Source organism: Gilliamella sp. CG35 (assembly GCF_046635745.1).
GTDB lineage: Bacteria > Pseudomonadota > Gammaproteobacteria > Enterobacterales > Orbaceae > Gilliamella > Gilliamella apicola_I.
The window spans coordinates 53,642-69,867 of sequence record NZ_JBIDFH010000014.1; the positions used below are offsets into that span (position 1 = coordinate 53,642).

Sequence of the window (16,226 nt, forward strand, 5' to 3'; positions counted from 1 at the left end):
AAAACGATTAATGATTAACATTTATACACTAATCTTTGAAAAATGCCAATTAAAAACTCGTGTCATAATCAAATCTTTTTAGATATCAATCTTTATTATTTTAAAACTTCTTGCAATCGCAAAAGCAAGACTCTAAAAAAACCCAAAAAAACAGTTGAATTTTTTTCTAAAACGAGTATTTTGTTATGAATACTTACTCAAAGAAGCAAAAAAATTTAAATAAAACGTATGAATTTTTCACTTATTATCGTCCTCATCAACATTCTTGTCAGCGTGGTCATTATTCCAGCGCGGGGGCGTTCTTTGAGTTAAAAAAGCTTCATAGTTAACCCAAAACCCCCGCCCCAAAAAGCGGGGGTTTTTTTATGAGCAATGCAAATACCTGAAAAAAAGAGCGAGGAATAAATGTTAGGAACACAGTGGATAGTAAAAACCTTAAAAGAAAAAGGCGTTACCACCGTATTTGGGTATCCTGGTGGACAAATTATGCCTCTGTATGATGCCCTTTATGATGGCGGTATTGAACACGTGTTATGTCGTCATGAACAAGGTGCAGCAATGGCTGCTATAGGTTACGCAAGGGCGACAGGCAAAACAGGGGTATGTATTGCCACATCGGGGCCGGGAGCAACCAATATTATCACGGGACTTGCAGATGCGTTGATTGATTCAGTTCCAATCGTTGCAATAACGGGGCAAGTACCTAATAACTTAATCGGTACCGATGCCTTTCAAGAAGTTGATGTATTAGGTTTGTCATTGGCGTGTACTAAACACAGTTATTTAATTGATAATGCGCATGACTTACCCAATATATTCGAGGAGGCATTTACCTTAGCCAACTCAGGCAGACCGGGACCAATATTGATTGACGTTCCGAAGGATATCCAGCTTGCCGACTTAGATTACCAACAATATTTAACCAACCACACTTCTCAAAGTTATCTCAACAAATCAAAATCCTTTGTTATCTCTTCTGATGATATAAAATTAACTAAAGCGATGATTCAAGATGCCAAAAAACCCATGCTTTATATTGGTGGTGGAGTTGGGCTTTCTGGCGCGATATCAGAATTAAGACAATTTATGGAAATGACTCAAATTCCGAGCGTTTCAACCTTAAAAGGATTAGGGGCTGCTGATATCAATAATCCCTATTATTTAGGATTAATTGGCATGCATGGATCTAAAGCAGCGAACTTAGCCGTGCAAGAGTGTGATCTATTAATTGCGTTAGGGGTACGATTTGATGACCGTGTTACCGGAAACCTGAATGAATTTGCTCGCCATGCTAAAGTCATTCATATTGATATCGATCAGGCTGAAATTAATAAATTAAAGCAAACGCATTTAGGGTTACAAGGCGATATCAAACAAGTCTTACCTTTAATTCACCAAACCGTATCGATAGAAGATTGGCACAAAAGAATAGACCAATTACGAAAAGCGTATCCAACTCGTTATGATCATCCGGGTGAACCTATCTATGCCCCAGCGTTACTAAAAAGCCTTTCAGAACAAAAAACAGCTACCACAATTGTCACTACCGATGTTGGTCAACATCAAATGTGGACAGCTCAGCACATGCAATTTAACCACCCACAAAACTTTATTACTTCTAGTGGACTTGGCACAATGGGGTTTGGTTTACCAGCAGCCATTGGAGCACAACTAGCAAGACCAAATGATTGTGTGATTTGCATTTCTGGCGATGGCTCTTTTATGATGAATGTTCAAGAACTAACCACAATTAAACGCAAAAAATTACCGATTAAGATTGTATTAATTGATAATCAACGTTTAGGCATGGTTAGACAATGGCAAGAACTCTTTTTCAATCAAAGATACAGCGAAACTAATTTATCTGACAATCCTGATTTTTTAATGCTGGCTAAAGCCTTCGATATCGACGGACAAAAAATTACCCAAAAATCAGAAATTCAACGCGCCATCGATACGCTATTAAATTCAACAGGAGCCTATTTATTACATGTGTGTATCGATGAGCTTGAAAACGTGTGGCCTCTTGTTCCACCTGGTGCTGCCAATGAAAATATGTTAGATAACAACAGTAAGGAGTAAAGGATGAGTAATAAAGATCAGCATCAATTTACTATCACCGCTTATGATAAATTAGGAACACTTGAGCGTATCTTACGGGTTATACGCCACCGTGGTGGTCACATTAAACAGATGCAAATGCAGACTAAAGATGATCAGATTCTATCATTATCTTTAGCATTAACAACAAAGCGCCCTATTTCAGCACTACTTAATCAGATCGACAAATTGGTAGACGTGATATCGATTGAAATATAGTTATTTTCAATAATAAATCATGATGAAATAATAAGTTAAATTTATAAAAGTATACACTTTAGCAGTTAAACAAAATCGATAGTATAGTATAATGCTTGACCGTTTATTGTTGAAAGCACCGAGCTATATCTATGCTAAACAAAAGTAAAATTTAAGAGGAAATAAAAATGAGTTCTACAGCAAAATCGGATTATATTTGGTTCAATGGTGAAATGGTTCCATGGGCAGATGCTAAAATTCATGTCATGTCTCATGCTTTACATTATGGTACATCAGTTTTTGAAGGTGTTCGTTGTTATAAAACTCATCAAGGCCCTGCTATTTTCCGTCATAAAGAACATGCACAACGATTGCTAAATTCAGCCAAAATATACCGTTTTCCTGTTCCTTACACGATTGAAGAAATCATGGAAGCAACGCGTCAAACTATCAAGAAAAATAACTTAGAAAGTGCCTATATTCGTCCTCTTGTATTTATTGGTGATGTCGGTATGGGCGTTAATCCCCCTGCTGGTTATCAAACTGATGTCATGATTGCCGCTTTCCCTTGGGGTGCCTATTTAGGTGAAGATGCGTTAGATCAAGGAATTGATGCGATGGTTTCTTCATGGAATCGTGTCGCATCCAATACCATTCCGGCAGCAGCAAAAGCTGGGGGCAACTACTTATCATCATTATTAATTGGCTCAGAAGCTCGTGCTAATGGTTTCCAAGAAGGGATTGCCTTAGATGTACATGGTCATCTTTCAGAAGGTGCGGGTGAAAATCTATTTATCATTAAAGACGGTGTACTATTCACCCCAGTATTATCTTGCTCTGCACTTCCTGGTATCACTCGTGATGCCGTATTAACGCTTGCTCGTGATTTGGGTATCGAAGTCCGTGAACAAATTTTATCGCGCGAATCACTCTATTTAGCTGACGAAGTCTTTATGACCGGTACCGCTGCCGAAATTACACCTGTACGAAGCATTGACCGCATTCAAGTCGGTATTGGACGTTGTGGCCCAATCACTAAACAGATCCAACAAACATTCTTCGGGTTATTTAACGGTAAAACAGAAGATAAATATGGTTGGTTAGATATTATTAAATAATATCTCAAAAAATCCGCTAACTAATACGGCGGATAAATACTTTTTGTAATGCGATGCACATCAAAACATGATGGACTCATCAAAATGATAAACCGATTAAATCGGTCGCAAGTATAATAAGAACTTGGGAGCAACAAATGCCTAGATATCGATCAGCTACCTCCGTTGAAGGCAGAAACATGGCAGGAGCGCGCGCTTTATGGCGTGCTACTGGCGTAAAAAATGAAGATTTTGGTAAACCTATTATCGCCGTCGTAAACTCATTTACTCAGTTTGTACCGGGACACGTCCACCTTAAAGACATAGGACAACTAGTGGCTAAACAGATTGAAGAATCAGGTGGTATTGCTAAAGAGTTTAATACCATTGCAGTAGATGACGGTATTGCAATGGGGCATGGTGGTATGCTTTATTCGTTACCTTCACGTGAACTTATTGCCGATTCTGTAGAATACATGGTCAATGCGCACTGTGCTGATGCGATGATCTGCATCTCCAACTGTGACAAAATCACCCCCGGTATGTTAATGGCATCACTCCGTTTAAATATCCCAACGGTTTTTGTGTCTGGTGGCCCTATGGAAGCTGGAAAAACCAAGCTTTCAGATCAAATCATCAAACTTGATCTTGTTGATGCCATGATTCAAAGCGCCAACCCCAATGTCAGTGACGCAGACAGTAAAGCGATTGAAGAATCAGCCTGTCCGACGTGTGGCTCATGTTCAGGCATGTTTACAGCGAATTCAATGAACTGCTTAACCGAAGCTTTAGGGCTTTCGTTACCCGGTAATGGATCACTCATTGCCACTCACAAGCAACGTGAACAACTCTTTTTAAAAGCGGCCAAACGCATAGTTGAAATTACCAAACGTTATTACGAACATGATGATGAATCTTATCTACCAAGAGCCATCGCCACCAAAGCAGCCTATGAAAATGCCATGTCACTCGATATTGCGATGGGAGGCTCGACCAATACCGTTTTACACTTGCTTGCAACAGCGCAAGAAGGCGAAATTGATTTTACGATGTCAGATATCGATCGATTATCTCGTCAAGTACCGCATCTGTGTAAAGTTGCGCCAAGTACAGCAAAATACCACATGGAAGATGTACACAGGGCGGGCGGTGTCGTATCCATCATGTCAGAACTTGACAAAGCAGGACTACTAAATCGCAATGTTCACAATGTGCTTGGATTATCATTACAAGAAACCTTTGCACAATATGACATTACGCAAACCCAAGATGAAGAAGTAAAAAAAATGTATCGCAGTGGGCCGGCTGGCATTCGTACAACGAAAGCATTTTCACAAGATTGTTATTGGGACACACTGGATGACGATCGGGAAAATGGTTGTATTCGTGACAAAGCGCATGCTTATAGCCAAGACGGCGGACTTGCCACACTCTATGGTAATGTTGCCCAAGATGGTGCTATCGTAAAAACAGCCAGTGTTGCCGCTGAAAATCTTGTTTTTAGAGGGCCTGCAAAAGTATTTGAAAGCCAAGAAGATGCAGTTGATGCTATTTTAGGTGGAAAAATAGTTGAAGGCGATGTCGTTGTGATCATCTATGAAGGTCCAAAAGGTGGACCTGGAATGCAAGAAATGCTCTACCCTACCAGCTATTTAAAATCAATGGGACTTGGTAAAGCTTGTGCACTCATTACTGACGGTAGATTTTCAGGCGGATCATCAGGCTTATCCATTGGACATATTTCACCAGAAGCGGCTAACGGTGGCGTAATTGGTCTGGTACGTGATGGCGATATTATCGATATTGACATTCCTAATCGAAAATTAGTTTTAGATGTGCCTGAAGATGAACTAGAACGTCGTCGGGTGGCAGAGCTTACTCGTGGCGACAAAGCATTTACCCCTCATAATCGTGACCGCTATGTGTCGTTTGCCCTAAAAGCTTACGCAAGTTTAGCGACCAGTGCTGATAAAGGTGCAGTCCGCGATAAAAGTAAACTAGGTGGCTAAAAGTGAAACAACAAACAATACTGACTGGTGCTGATTATTTAAAAGCAACGCTTTGCAGTGCCGTATATGATGTGGCGCAAGTCACACCGCTGGAAAAAATGGATAAACTATCTGCCAGACTAAACAATCAGATATTTGTCAAACGTGAAGATCGTCAGCTAGTGCACAGTTTTAAAATTCGAGGTGCACAAGCGATGATCGCCAGCCTTTCCCCAGAAGAGCGACAATGTGGCGTTATTGCTGCTTCAGCTGGAAACCACGCACAAGGTGTGGCATTTTCAGCTAGCAAATTAGGTATAAAATCGCTCATTGTTATGCCGTTAACGACAGCGGACATCAAAGTGGAAGCAGTAAAAGGATTCGGTGGTGAAGTTTTACTTTATGGTGCGAATTTTGACGAAGCCAAAGCCAAAGCCTTAGAATTAGCCAAAGAACAACGACGCATATTTATTCCCCCTTTTGATCACCCACAGGTGATTGCCGGACAAGGCAGTATTGCCATGGAACTGTTGCAACAAAATGCCAAACTCGATCGCATATTTGTCCCCGTTGGCGGTGGTGGGCTTGCAGCAGGTGTTGCAGTCTTAATTAAACAAATAATGCCATCGATTAAAGTCATTGCAGTTGAACCTGAAGATGCAGCCTGTTTAAAAGCTGCCTTAGATGCAGGTCACCCAGTTGATTTAAATCGAGTAGGTTTATTTGCTGAAGGGGTTGCCGTTAAACGAATCGGTGATGAAACATTCAGACTTTGCCAACAATATATCGATGATATTATTACTGTTGATAGTGATGAAATTTGTGCGGCTGTCAAAGATTTATTTGATGATGTTCGTGCCATTGCTGAACCATCGGGTGCGGTCGCACTGGCGGGACTGAAAAAATACGTTGAAAAACACAATATTCAAGGTGAAAACCTTGCTCATATCTTATCGGGAGCTAATTTAAACTTCCATAATTTACGTTATGTGTCAGAACGCTGTGAATTGGGTGAAAAACGAGAAGTCTTAATCGCCGTGACGATTCCAGAGAAAAAAGGCAGTTTCCTAAAATTTTGTCAGATCTTGGGGGGGCGTTCAGTCACCGAATTCAATTACCGATATCATGATGAAGAATCGGCATGCATATTTGTAGGTGTTAAAATCACTAAAAATAGTGAAAAAGATGACATCATGCAACAACTCACTTCAGCCGGTTATCCCGTGGTTGACCTGACTGATGATGAAATGGCTAAATTGCATGTTCGCTATATGATTGGTGGTAAGCCTTGTAAACCAATTCAAGAACAAGTTTACAGCTTTGAATTCCCAGAATCGCAAGGGGCATTACTCAAATTCTTACAAACACTTGGTACTAACTGGAATATCTCAATGTTCCATTACCGAAGCCATGGGACTGATTATGGTCGAGTTCTTGCTGCATTTGAAATTGACCAAACCAATAGCCATGATTTTGGTAAACACTTAACCGAATTAGGTTATGGTTTCCATAACGAAACCGAAAATCCATCGTTAAAACTCTTTTTAACCAATTCGAATTAAATAAAAGAAGACTATTCACTTTTACGGGCGTTAATTAAAGTGGATAGTCTCTAAATCCTAACCAAATAGTTTAAACTTTTAAAAAAATAGATAGATTAACCATGATTAAATTAGCAACAATAGGCACCAATTGGATCACTGAAAAATTCATTGATGCGGCATTACAAACTAAACAATATCAATTAACCGCTATCTATTCCCGTGATATCTACAAAGCCAATGAACTGGCAAAAAAATACCAAGTTAATACGGTATTTGATAAGCTCACCGAGCTCGCTCAATATACCAATGTCGACGTTGTTTACATTGCCAGCCCAAACTCACTCCATTTTGAACAAGCCAAATTGATGTTGGAAAATAATAAAGATGTAATATGTGAAAAACCATTAACCTCGAATTTGACGCAAACCCAAACATTAATTAATATTGCCAAACAACATAAAAAACTTATTTTTGAGGCACTTAAAACCGTTTATTTGCCCAATTATCAATTAATTCGGGATTATCTTCCAAAGTTAGGAAGAATTCGCAAAGCACTACTCAACTACTGTCAATATTCCAGCCGTTACGAAAGTTATTTGAATGGCAATAATCCCAACACGTTTAATCCTTTCTTTTCAAATGGTTCTATAATGGATATTGGAGTTTACCCACTCAATTTTGGACTAGGATTATGGGGATATCCCAATAAAATAAATGCCAGTGCGACAAAACTTGCGTCTGGTGTCGATGCGCATGGCAGTGTTTTACTTAATTATGACGATTTTGATGTCATCATTTGGCATTCAAAAGTCAGTAACTCTTACCTTCCTAGTGAAATTCAAGGCGAAAATGGATCGCTTATAATTGAAAATCTTGCCACTTGTGAGCGCATTATTTATCAACCAAGAATCGGTGAAAAAAAAGAAATCACCCTTACACAACACAATAATGATATGTATTACGAAGCAGAAGAATTCGCTAAGCTATATCAACAACGCAACGTAGATCATAACGGTTTAGCCTATTCGATACTATCATCAACAATCTTGACTGAAATCAGAAAACAAACAGGTGTGGTGTTTCCTGCCGATCAACATTAAAGATCTTTAGAATATACAAAATGAAATAATAAGTTGCCAAACCTTTATAGCAGAACGCTAACTAATATTAGCGTTCTGGGTGATATATCCGTTGACTGAGTATAAAACAACTATCCGACCAAACACGCTTATTTAATATGTGCAATATAACCCTTAATAATCTCGACACTATTTTTAAATAACTGCTTTTCATTATCTGAAAAATCTAACTCAATAATTTTTTTGATACCATGCTGATCTAAAATCGCAGGTACACCTATTGCCACATCTTGATAACCATACTCCCCATGTAAAATACAACTTAATGCTAACGCACGATGGCTGTTAGTAAAAATATGCTGACAAATTTCAGTAATCGTACTGGCGATACCATATTCGGTACAATGCTTAAATTTAGCTATTTCAAAACCTTTATTCTTCGCTTTGCTGCCAATATCATTAAAATCGATTCTATTTTTTTCGAGATGATTAAGGTTAATGCCATAAACCGATGAATGCGACCAAACGGGAAATTGTGAATCGCCATGCTCGCCAACAATAAACGCATCGATACTTTGTGGACCAATATCCATTTGTTCCCCCAATAAACGACGTAATCTTACTGTATCAAGCCAAACCCCAGTACCAATTATCCGATGACGAGGTAAACCTGATAATTGCCAAACTTGGTAAGTAATCGCATCACAAGGGTTAGTCGCCACTAAAAAAATCCCTTTAAAACCATTTTTCATCATATCGGGCACAATCGTTGCAACAATTTTTGACGTACCAGCTAGCTCCTCCGCTCGGCTTTTTTGCGCTAATCCCGAAGTAACAGTAATAATCGCAATATCAATATCAGCACAATCGTTGGCATCACGTAAACTGACTTTAACCATGTTTTGCCGATAAGCAGCCGCATCTAATAAATCCTGAGCATGACCATAAGCCCGATCTTTATTTACATCAACCAGTACAATTTCTTCACAAATACCACGATTAACCAAGGTATAAGCCGTCGTGGATCCCACATTCCCTACTCCAATAATCATGACTTTACGTAGTTTCATAATAAACTCCAATTATTTGAAAAATAAAATCAATAGAAATACAGATACGAAAGGATTTGTTATCACAGCGTTAGTATTGCATATTCTTGTGTAAACGGGGAATCATTTTCTTATGTTAATAGGGTCAAAACAATTTATTCCATTGGAACACTAAAACTCGTTTGCAAGTATTATGCCGATTCGGTTTATTTTTGCATATTTGGGGAATAAATATTTTTATATAAATCAGAAGTTTTGTCTTGCGGTTTATCCCTGTGTATACAGGGAACACTTTATAACGATTGGAATTAATGCCCTAAATGACGGTTTATCCCTGTGTATACAGGGAACACAAATTTTTACGAAGGCGGTTGGCTGGGGGAGGCGGTTTATCCCTGTGTATACAGGGAACACAATTGGTGGTAAATTTAATTTCGATGAAAAAGCGGTTTATCCCTGTGTATACAGGGAACACTGAATCAGATACTAGAAGATCCAACGTTAACGCGGTTTATCCCTGTGTATACAGGGAACACCTAGGATTTGATTTAGTGCGCCTAGTCCCGCACGGTTTATCCCTGTGTATACAGGGAACACCGAACATTTTGAAGACGCGATCAGATTAAACCCGGTTTATCCCTGTGTATACAGGGAACACTAATTATAACCTATTGTTTATTAAATAAAATAGGGGCATGTAAAATTCTACCGGCTTTTTGTTGTTTTTTTAGGCACTTTGTTTCATTACTCATTTTAAATTTAATTTGAAATTTATCAAATAGTTACCTATATTTAAAACGATTTTTTAATGGCGCACACTTTTATAATTTTCAGCGCACCGACCAATTTTGTTGACTACATCAAATATTACTTTTTGGTGTTTGATTTTGACGAACTATTCAATATTGATCTTGCAATTGCGTCTTTGCTTTATTCAGCATGATCTCGCATGTTATAACCATTAACTAAATTGGCAGAAGTTATAAAAAAATAGTTTAGAATTTTTATCCATAAATAAACTTTTGGATATTTCAAAAACGGTTATCCTTTAATATATACAAGAAACACGTTTTGATGTATGTAAATATGATATATTAAATGAAAACAAATAATATGCTAAAGTTTAAAAAATATACCGTTTGATTATTTTCCCCTCTTGTTAACCAATTGATAATAAAGATAATTTTAATGAGGGTATTAAAAAGCGACTTTTTCATTGCTTATTTATTTTTATCAAATCCTATGGGGATACTAGGATCTGTTAAATCTAGTTGAATATCTAAAAAATCAAGGGAATGTATTTTTGTATAATAAAAACCTCTTTCAAGTTCCGCCCACATTTCTTTTGATTTATATCTAAGTTCTGGAAATAATACTCCTCTATAAGTATGAACCCAAATAAGTATCCCACTTGCAAAAACAGTATTGTTTTCTTTCTGTAATTTTATCGCTTTATCTTCGAGAAGGATTAATAAATTTGGATAAGCGCTTAATGTTATAATTGGATCTAACAAATTAATACCATCTTTTAGCATTTTATTTTTTAAATCAAAAGTTAATGCTAATACAGAACCAATTTCTTTACTATCCATACCCTTAATTATTAATATAAATCTTTCTATTTCTTTTGTGGCAATTTTTAATTTCTTATTATATGACTTAGGTATAACCAAATTAGATTTTAAATTCACTATAATAGAAAAAAGTTTATTAAAGAAAACTTTTATATAATTATTAAAGAAAACTTTTATATAATTATAAAAGAAAACTTTTACATAATTATAAAAGAAAGCTTTTGCATAATAATAAAAGAAAACAATAGTAATAAAAAATAAAAAAAGTAACTTTAAATTATCGTTCATGATTTAACCTATAATTCTGCATGCCTCCGTTCAAACAACTCGATAAATGATCGGTTTATCACTATGTGTATTGGTAACAATTACTCACTCGTAAGATATGTGCCAATAAATCGAGGTCTTTTGGTTTGTTAGTACCGTTTTCCCATTTAGAAACCGCTGCCCTTGAAATGTTACCCATTTTTTTTTCCGATCTCTGCCTGGCTCAATCCCCGTTTACATCTAGCTATTTTTATTCGTTCTCCAAGCATTTTTACTCCGATATGCTATTTATCGTTAACACAGATATAAACGGTTTATCTAAATATATTAGCAATAAATTATGTATTGGTTTCATCATTAATGAGACGATTAACCCTTTATACAGGGAACACATTCACTACAACATATTTAATCAAACTAAGGTTTAGGGTGAAAATCATCTATCTGATCTCGCCATTCATTGTAATCCCAAGTTACAATTTTAGTTTTCAGCGTTTCCAAATAATCGAATGCCACTTGTTTTTCGGCTGGGGTAAGCTGTTGCTCTAAACGATTTTGGATTTCTTTGTTATATTCCCAAACCGGTGGTAGTTGATAAGCATGCCATGCTAAATTGTTGCCTATCTCGATAATTTTTTGTTTTGCATAATCACTTAACCGTGACCAGGCATAGGCTTTAACCGGATCTTGCTCCCGTCCTAAACCATATAAATAGGCTTCAGTCATGCGCAATATGCCTATAATTGAGCTATGCTCTGCCATTAATTGTGCATAATCTATCGCCTGTTTTAAATCGTCTGATTTTAATGCTCTGCGGTATTCGGTTAATTTATTCAGTTGTTTATATTTCTGATCTTTATAATGACGACCTTGTTGAAATAACATACGGGCTATTAAATCTTCGTAGCAATGATAGCCTCCTTCAATGGCATAGTTTAAATATTCAATACTTTTTTCTAATTGTTCATCGGTACTTGGTCGCATGATTCCTTGTTCATCAAACCAGTGAGGTGCGTAACTAAAAGACTTTTTATATGCAAAATACGGGTATTTTAAATCAGCAAACTTATCCCATAAGTACCATTGTATTTTAGAACTTTTAAACACCTCTGGTTCTACTAACGGGTTACCAGCACTATCCACTAACTTATCCCGATACTTGCGCATAAATTCTGTAAATGAGATCATCCCTTCTTCTTTGTTATCTTCATCAAAGTGTTTCTGCCAAGTAAGGAGAGAGTAATAATATGGCATGGCATTTTTATCCCATTGCCAGGCATGTTTTAGAAATTTTATCAATTGGTCAGGATTAACCACACCATAAAATACGCCATCGTCAAATGCTGATTCATACAGCTTTTTAGCTTCGTCTATACGTAATAATTGATTTTCAGGAATGGTTGAAGAGTAAATTGTAAAGTCCATAGGTAAGTTTTCGGATTCAACAAAACCAACATTGACTTGGCTATCGAGTGATTGATTAAAATATAATTGATAAAGGCTAATAACCATTATCACACTCATTGCTAGCATGACTATTTTGAACCTTGAACATTTCAATTTTCTATTCTTCATACGCTATTCTCTGCACTAAAATTCACGCTATCCAGATTAATCATTATTATTCAACCTTAAATTTTACTGACTACAATATCGTCAAATAAATTACGGTTTAGGATGAAAATCATCTATTTGATCGCGCCATTTATTATAATTCCAAGTGACCACTTTGGTTTTCAGCGTTTCCAAATAATCTAATGCCGCTTGTTTTTCGGCTGGGGTAAGCTGTTGTTCTAAACGATTTTGGATTTCTTTGTTATATTCCCAAACTGGTGGTAGTTGATAAGCATGCCATGCTAAATTGTTGCCTATCTCGATAATTTTTTGTTTTGCATAATCACTTAACCGTGACCAGGCATAGGCTTTAACCGGATCTTGCTCCCGTCCTAAACCATATAAATAGGCTTCAGTCATGCGCAATATGCCTATAATTGAGCTATGCTCTGCCATTAATTGTGCATAATCTATCGCCTGTTTTAAATCGTCTGATTTTAATGCTCTGCGGTATTCGGTTAATTTATTCAGTTGTTTATATTTCTGATCTTTATAGTGTTCTCCTTGCTGAAATAACATACGGGCTATTAAATTTTCGTAGCAATGATAGCCTCCTTCAATGGCATAGTTTAAATATTCAATACTTTTTTCTAATTGTTCATCGGTACTTGGTCGCATCATTCCTTGTTCATCAAACCAACGAGGCGCGTAATTAAAAGACTTGTTATATGCAAAATACGGGTATTTTAAATCAGCAAACTTATCCCATAAGTACCATTGTATTTTAGAACTTTTAAACACCTCTGGTTCAACTAACGGGTTACCAGCACTATCCACTAACTTATCCCGATATTTGCGCATAAATTCTGTAAATGAGATCATCCCTTCTTCTTTGTTATCTTCATCAAAATGTTTCTGCCAAGTAAGGAGAGAGTAATAATATGGCATGGCATTTTTATCCCATTGCCAGGCATGTTTTAGAAATTTTATCAATTGGTCAGGATTAACCACACCATAAAATACGCCATCGTCAAATGCTGATTCATACAGCTTTTTAGCTTCGTGGATCCGTAATAATTGATTTTCAGGAATGGTTGAAGAGTAAATTGTAAAGTCCATAGGTACATTTTCCCGTTGATTATGTTCACTGTTTAGATTTTGCATATTGTTTTTATAAAAACAAATCGAACCAATAACAAAACAAATTCCAATTACAAATGCTATAACATTTTTCGGTATCAATTTTGTTATTCTATTTAAATCATTCATTAACAATACTCCAAATCATTTTGATTAAAGACGTCCACTTCGACAATACGATCTTCTAATTCGCCATGATTAAATACTCGGCATGGAAGAATTTGACTATTATTTCCAAGCTTCTCTATTTCTTCATAAATTGGATATAACCTTGGTAGATCTAAATTATTTTCTTTGACAAAATTTTCATATTTTTCCTTTAAATCTTTTATTCTATGTCCGCTCCAAATTCCTAGATCAGCATACCCCCATAAAACTGACGGTTTATGTCTGAAATTATCAACCCAATTTTTTAAAGAATTAGATTTATATTTTATTTGCTCATTAATTGAATTATAAACTTCTTTTTTTGAAATTTCTGTATAGCTACCATCGAACTGATCTACGTCATAACAAATATCACTGCCACAATAAGAAGGCAGTTCAACCCTTGTAAAACTCGCATAAGTCACTTGTCCTAAACAACGAGTTTTTTGTGATTCTGAAATGGTTTTCGCTAAACAAATTTGATTTTTTATTTTTTCTTTATTTTTCGTATCTTCATAAGCGGCACCCCGACAGGAGTGTAAAACAAAAATGCCCTCATTTGGGTGCCAGGGTAAACGCTCCATGTTATCATTTTCGTCAAAGTAAATTTTATTGTCTTCCCTAAAAGTCAAATATTCTTCGCCACCATGACCAAAATAATGAACTTGCCATAATGCGTATTTATTTGCTGTTTCAGGGTTGGTAAGTTCGTTATATAACTTTGTCCATTCCGCTTTAAATTGTGGTGGATGTTCGAAACCTTTTATAATTCTGACTTCAGCATCGGGGTATTTAAACTCTAATCGTTCTTTTTTAAATTCGGCAGCTTTTAAAAAGTCCGGAGCTCCCCCACCACCATAAGAAAATAATACAAATAAAGGCGTTGGTACATTTTTTAGCACGACTTCTTGAACAGCAATATTTCCACCTTCAGGTTTTGTTGTTTGGGCGGTAAATACAGGCCCACTTTCTGATTTTCCCTTGTCATTAGCCATAATTAACTTACCTGCTTATCATTTCTATGGTTATTGTTTCGTTTTCATTTATAGTATGAAAGGCTTTTGTATATCCTTTTTCATCTGTTTTACCTTGCACTTTTCTACCGTCAGGCAGCGTGGCAATGTAAGGCTCGTTGGCATAGATTTTTCCGGTTTCATCTTTGCAAATAAATTTCACGGCATAATCACCTATCATATCGGGTAACGCTAACAAGGCGCTATTTATCGTTGTTGCCCCCATTTTTTGTAGGACATTACACTTCATGTACACATTATTCGGTGTACCCAGTACAATGCCCTTTTCGCTAATTTCAATGTATGAACCGCCACAAATTAAGGTGATTTTTTTACTGGCGGTTAATGTCATTTTGCCGTCTACACTGTCAATGTTGACATTTTGTCTCGCTGCCATATTGAGGTTGGCATTTTGGGCTTGTATTTCAATATCCCCCTGGTTGGCAAAGACCTTCATCCCCGATTTATGAGCAAATAACCCTATCGCATCGCCCGACGCCAGTGTGATGTTTTTTAATGCCGTGATGTCAGTCTGGTTTTCAGCGGTGACACTTACGCTGTTACCGGTTGATAACTGGATGTTTTCAGGACTGGTTAACGCAATGCCTTGCTGAGCGTAAGCTAATATGCCACTTTGCGCCAGCTCAGTTAAGTTTGCCTTGAGCTGGTCTTGGCTGTCGGTGTCAGCGCCGTGGGCTTCGGCTTGGTTGGCGGCATTTTGTAGTGATTTGGCAATCGATAAGGCGTTTTCTATCTGGCTAATTGCGCCTTGCATATCCAGCTGTTTGCCCTGCGCTTTCGGCTCAGTCTGGCTGGTCAGGTATAAACCTTTTTCAGCCGCTATCGCCCCCCATTCATCTGTGCGCAGTTCAAACCCTTCGCCCCGTAATTCTTTTTTTTGGTTGACTAAGTGACCCAGATTAAGTTGCGTTTTGCCGTATTCGGTTGCCAGCTTGATATGCTCTTGTCCCCGTTTGTCATCCATGCGCAACTTGTTATTGGTGGGGGTGCGAATCACATTACGGTGTTTGTTTATTGTGGTGACATGGTCAGGGTGGGCACTGTCGTGCATAGCATGGGCAATATACGGGCGGTCAGGATTGCCGTCCATAAAGGCCATGGCGACCTCCGTGCCGTCAATTAACGGAAAATGAAAGCCATAAGTGCCTCCGGCATAGGGTTTTGCCAGTCTTACCCATAAACTTTCATTGCCTGTTTTCCACGCTTTCAGGTCATAGTTAAATTTCACCCGATACCGACCCTGGGTATCAATATAGCCGTAGGTGTCATTGTCCGGACTGGTTACCCGTGCCGGTAAGGTTCCCCCAATTTGTGGCCAGGCTATCGGTTTAGGGCGGTACGGTTTTAATACCTGATAAGGGATAGCGGTAAAATGTAACTCGTAAGCATCCGTGCGGTTGCCTTGCCCTTCCACACTTAATATTATCACCCCGTCAGCAATATCAACTAACGGAC

Annotated in this window: 13 protein-coding genes and 1 CRISPR repeat array; of the genes, 6 read left to right on the forward strand and 7 right to left on the reverse strand. The window is 37.5% G+C overall.

Features of this window, described 5'->3' with window-relative positions:
* The first annotated feature begins 405 nt into the window (after positions 1-405).
* The 6 genes from ilvG (at position 406) to ACGH4F_RS07730 (ending at position 8,027) form a co-directional block, all read left to right on the forward strand.
* Positions 406-2,082, forward strand: coding sequence for an acetolactate synthase 2 catalytic subunit (gene ilvG, locus ACGH4F_RS07705; RefSeq protein WP_411590706.1), 1,677 nt, complete (start codon positions 406-408; stop codon positions 2,080-2,082).
* Positions 2,083-2,085: 3 nt separating this feature from the next.
* Positions 2,086-2,319 (forward strand): acetolactate synthase 2 small subunit, encoded by a 234-nt coding sequence (ilvM, locus tag ACGH4F_RS07710; RefSeq protein WP_220215391.1) that lies wholly within the window; start codon positions 2,086-2,088, stop codon positions 2,317-2,319.
* 167 nt (positions 2,320-2,486) lie between these two features.
* Positions 2,487-3,416, forward strand: coding sequence for a branched-chain amino acid transaminase (locus ACGH4F_RS07715; protein WP_411590708.1), 930 nt, complete (start codon positions 2,487-2,489; stop codon positions 3,414-3,416).
* A gap of 137 nt (positions 3,417-3,553) precedes the next feature.
* Complete coding sequence (gene ilvD, locus ACGH4F_RS07720) at positions 3,554-5,404, forward strand: dihydroxy-acid dehydratase (protein WP_411590710.1); 1,851 nt, start codon at positions 3,554-3,556, stop codon at positions 5,402-5,404.
* Positions 5,405-5,406: 2 nt separating this feature from the next.
* On the forward strand, positions 5,407-6,945 hold the full coding sequence (ilvA, locus tag ACGH4F_RS07725; RefSeq protein WP_411590711.1) for a threonine ammonia-lyase, biosynthetic: 1,539 nt from the start codon (positions 5,407-5,409) through the stop codon (positions 6,943-6,945).
* Between the two features lie 101 nt (positions 6,946-7,046).
* Entirely contained in the window at positions 7,047-8,027 is a 981-nt protein-coding gene (locus ACGH4F_RS07730) for a Gfo/Idh/MocA family protein (RefSeq protein ID WP_411590712.1), read from the forward strand.
* 128 nt (positions 8,028-8,155) lie between these two features.
* On the opposite strand, the gene ACGH4F_RS07735 is transcribed toward ACGH4F_RS07730, so the two are convergent.
* The 7 genes from ACGH4F_RS07735 to ACGH4F_RS07765 form a co-directional block, all read right to left on the reverse strand.
* Positions 8,156-9,076: an L-lactate dehydrogenase gene (locus ACGH4F_RS07735; protein WP_411590714.1), complete on the reverse strand. Its 921-nt coding sequence runs from the start codon at positions 9,074-9,076 to the stop codon at positions 8,156-8,158.
* Positions 9,077-9,318: 242 nt separating this feature from the next.
* Positions 9,319-9,713: direct repeats of the CRISPR family, unit length 29 nt; unit sequence CGGTTTATCCCTGTGTATACAGGGAACAC.
* A gap of 562 nt (positions 9,714-10,275) precedes the next feature.
* Complete coding sequence (locus ACGH4F_RS07740; RefSeq protein WP_411590715.1) at positions 10,276-10,917, reverse strand: hypothetical protein; 642 nt, start codon at positions 10,915-10,917, stop codon at positions 10,276-10,278.
* A 61-nt stretch (positions 10,918-10,978) separates the two neighbouring features.
* The gene (locus tag ACGH4F_RS07745) at positions 10,979-11,095 is read right to left on the reverse strand and encodes a helix-turn-helix domain-containing protein (RefSeq protein WP_411590717.1); all 117 of its coding nucleotides are present in this window, start codon (positions 11,093-11,095) and stop codon (positions 10,979-10,981) included.
* A 218-nt stretch (positions 11,096-11,313) separates the two neighbouring features.
* On the reverse strand, positions 11,314-12,429 hold the full coding sequence (locus tag ACGH4F_RS07750) for a hypothetical protein (RefSeq protein WP_411590718.1): 1,116 nt from the start codon (positions 12,427-12,429) through the stop codon (positions 11,314-11,316).
* 132 nt (positions 12,430-12,561) lie between these two features.
* Positions 12,562-13,719 (reverse strand): hypothetical protein, encoded by a 1,158-nt coding sequence (locus ACGH4F_RS07755; RefSeq protein WP_411590719.1) that lies wholly within the window; start codon positions 13,717-13,719, stop codon positions 12,562-12,564.
* Entirely contained in the window at positions 13,719-14,732 is a 1,014-nt protein-coding gene (locus tag ACGH4F_RS07760; RefSeq protein WP_411590721.1) for a hypothetical protein, read from the reverse strand. The genes ACGH4F_RS07755 and ACGH4F_RS07760 overlap by 1 nt, the downstream gene beginning before the upstream one ends.
* Positions 14,733-14,739: 7 nt before the next feature.
* The coding region (locus ACGH4F_RS07765) for a DUF2345 domain-containing protein (protein WP_411590722.1) at positions 14,740-16,226 on the reverse strand (1,487 nt) is incomplete at its 5' end.

Bases quoted from the DNA above. Each gene is read 5' to 3' on its own strand.
- ilvM (WP_220215391.1), top strand. From the start codon at position 2,086: ATGAGTAATAAAGATCAGCATCAATTTACTATCACCGCTTATGATAAA.
- ACGH4F_RS07715 (WP_411590708.1), top strand. From the start codon at position 2,487: ATGAGTTCTACAGCAAAATCGGATTATATTTGGTTCAATGGTGAAATG.
- ilvD (WP_411590710.1), top strand. From the start codon at position 3,554: ATGCCTAGATATCGATCAGCTACCTCCGTTGAAGGCAGAAACATGGCA.
- ACGH4F_RS07735 (WP_411590714.1), bottom strand. From the start codon at position 9,076: ATGAAACTACGTAAAGTCATGATTATTGGAGTAGGGAATGTGGGATCC.
- ilvG (WP_411590706.1), top strand. From the start codon at position 406: ATGTTAGGAACACAGTGGATAGTAAAAACCTTAAAAGAAAAAGGCGTT.
- ACGH4F_RS07755 (WP_411590719.1), bottom strand. From the start codon at position 13,719: ATGAATGATTTAAATAGAATAACAAAATTGATACCGAAAAATGTTATA.
- ACGH4F_RS07745 (WP_411590717.1), bottom strand. From the start codon at position 11,095: ATGGGTAACATTTCAAGGGCAGCGGTTTCTAAATGGGAAAACGGTACT.
- ACGH4F_RS07750 (WP_411590718.1), bottom strand. From the start codon at position 12,429: ATGCTAGCAATGAGTGTGATAATGGTTATTAGCCTTTATCAATTATAT.
- ACGH4F_RS07760 (WP_411590721.1), bottom strand. From the start codon at position 14,732: ATGGCTAATGACAAGGGAAAATCAGAAAGTGGGCCTGTATTTACCGCC.
- ACGH4F_RS07730 (WP_411590712.1), top strand. From the start codon at position 7,047: ATGATTAAATTAGCAACAATAGGCACCAATTGGATCACTGAAAAATTC.
- ACGH4F_RS07740 (WP_411590715.1), bottom strand. From the start codon at position 10,917: ATGAACGATAATTTAAAGTTACTTTTTTTATTTTTTATTACTATTGTT.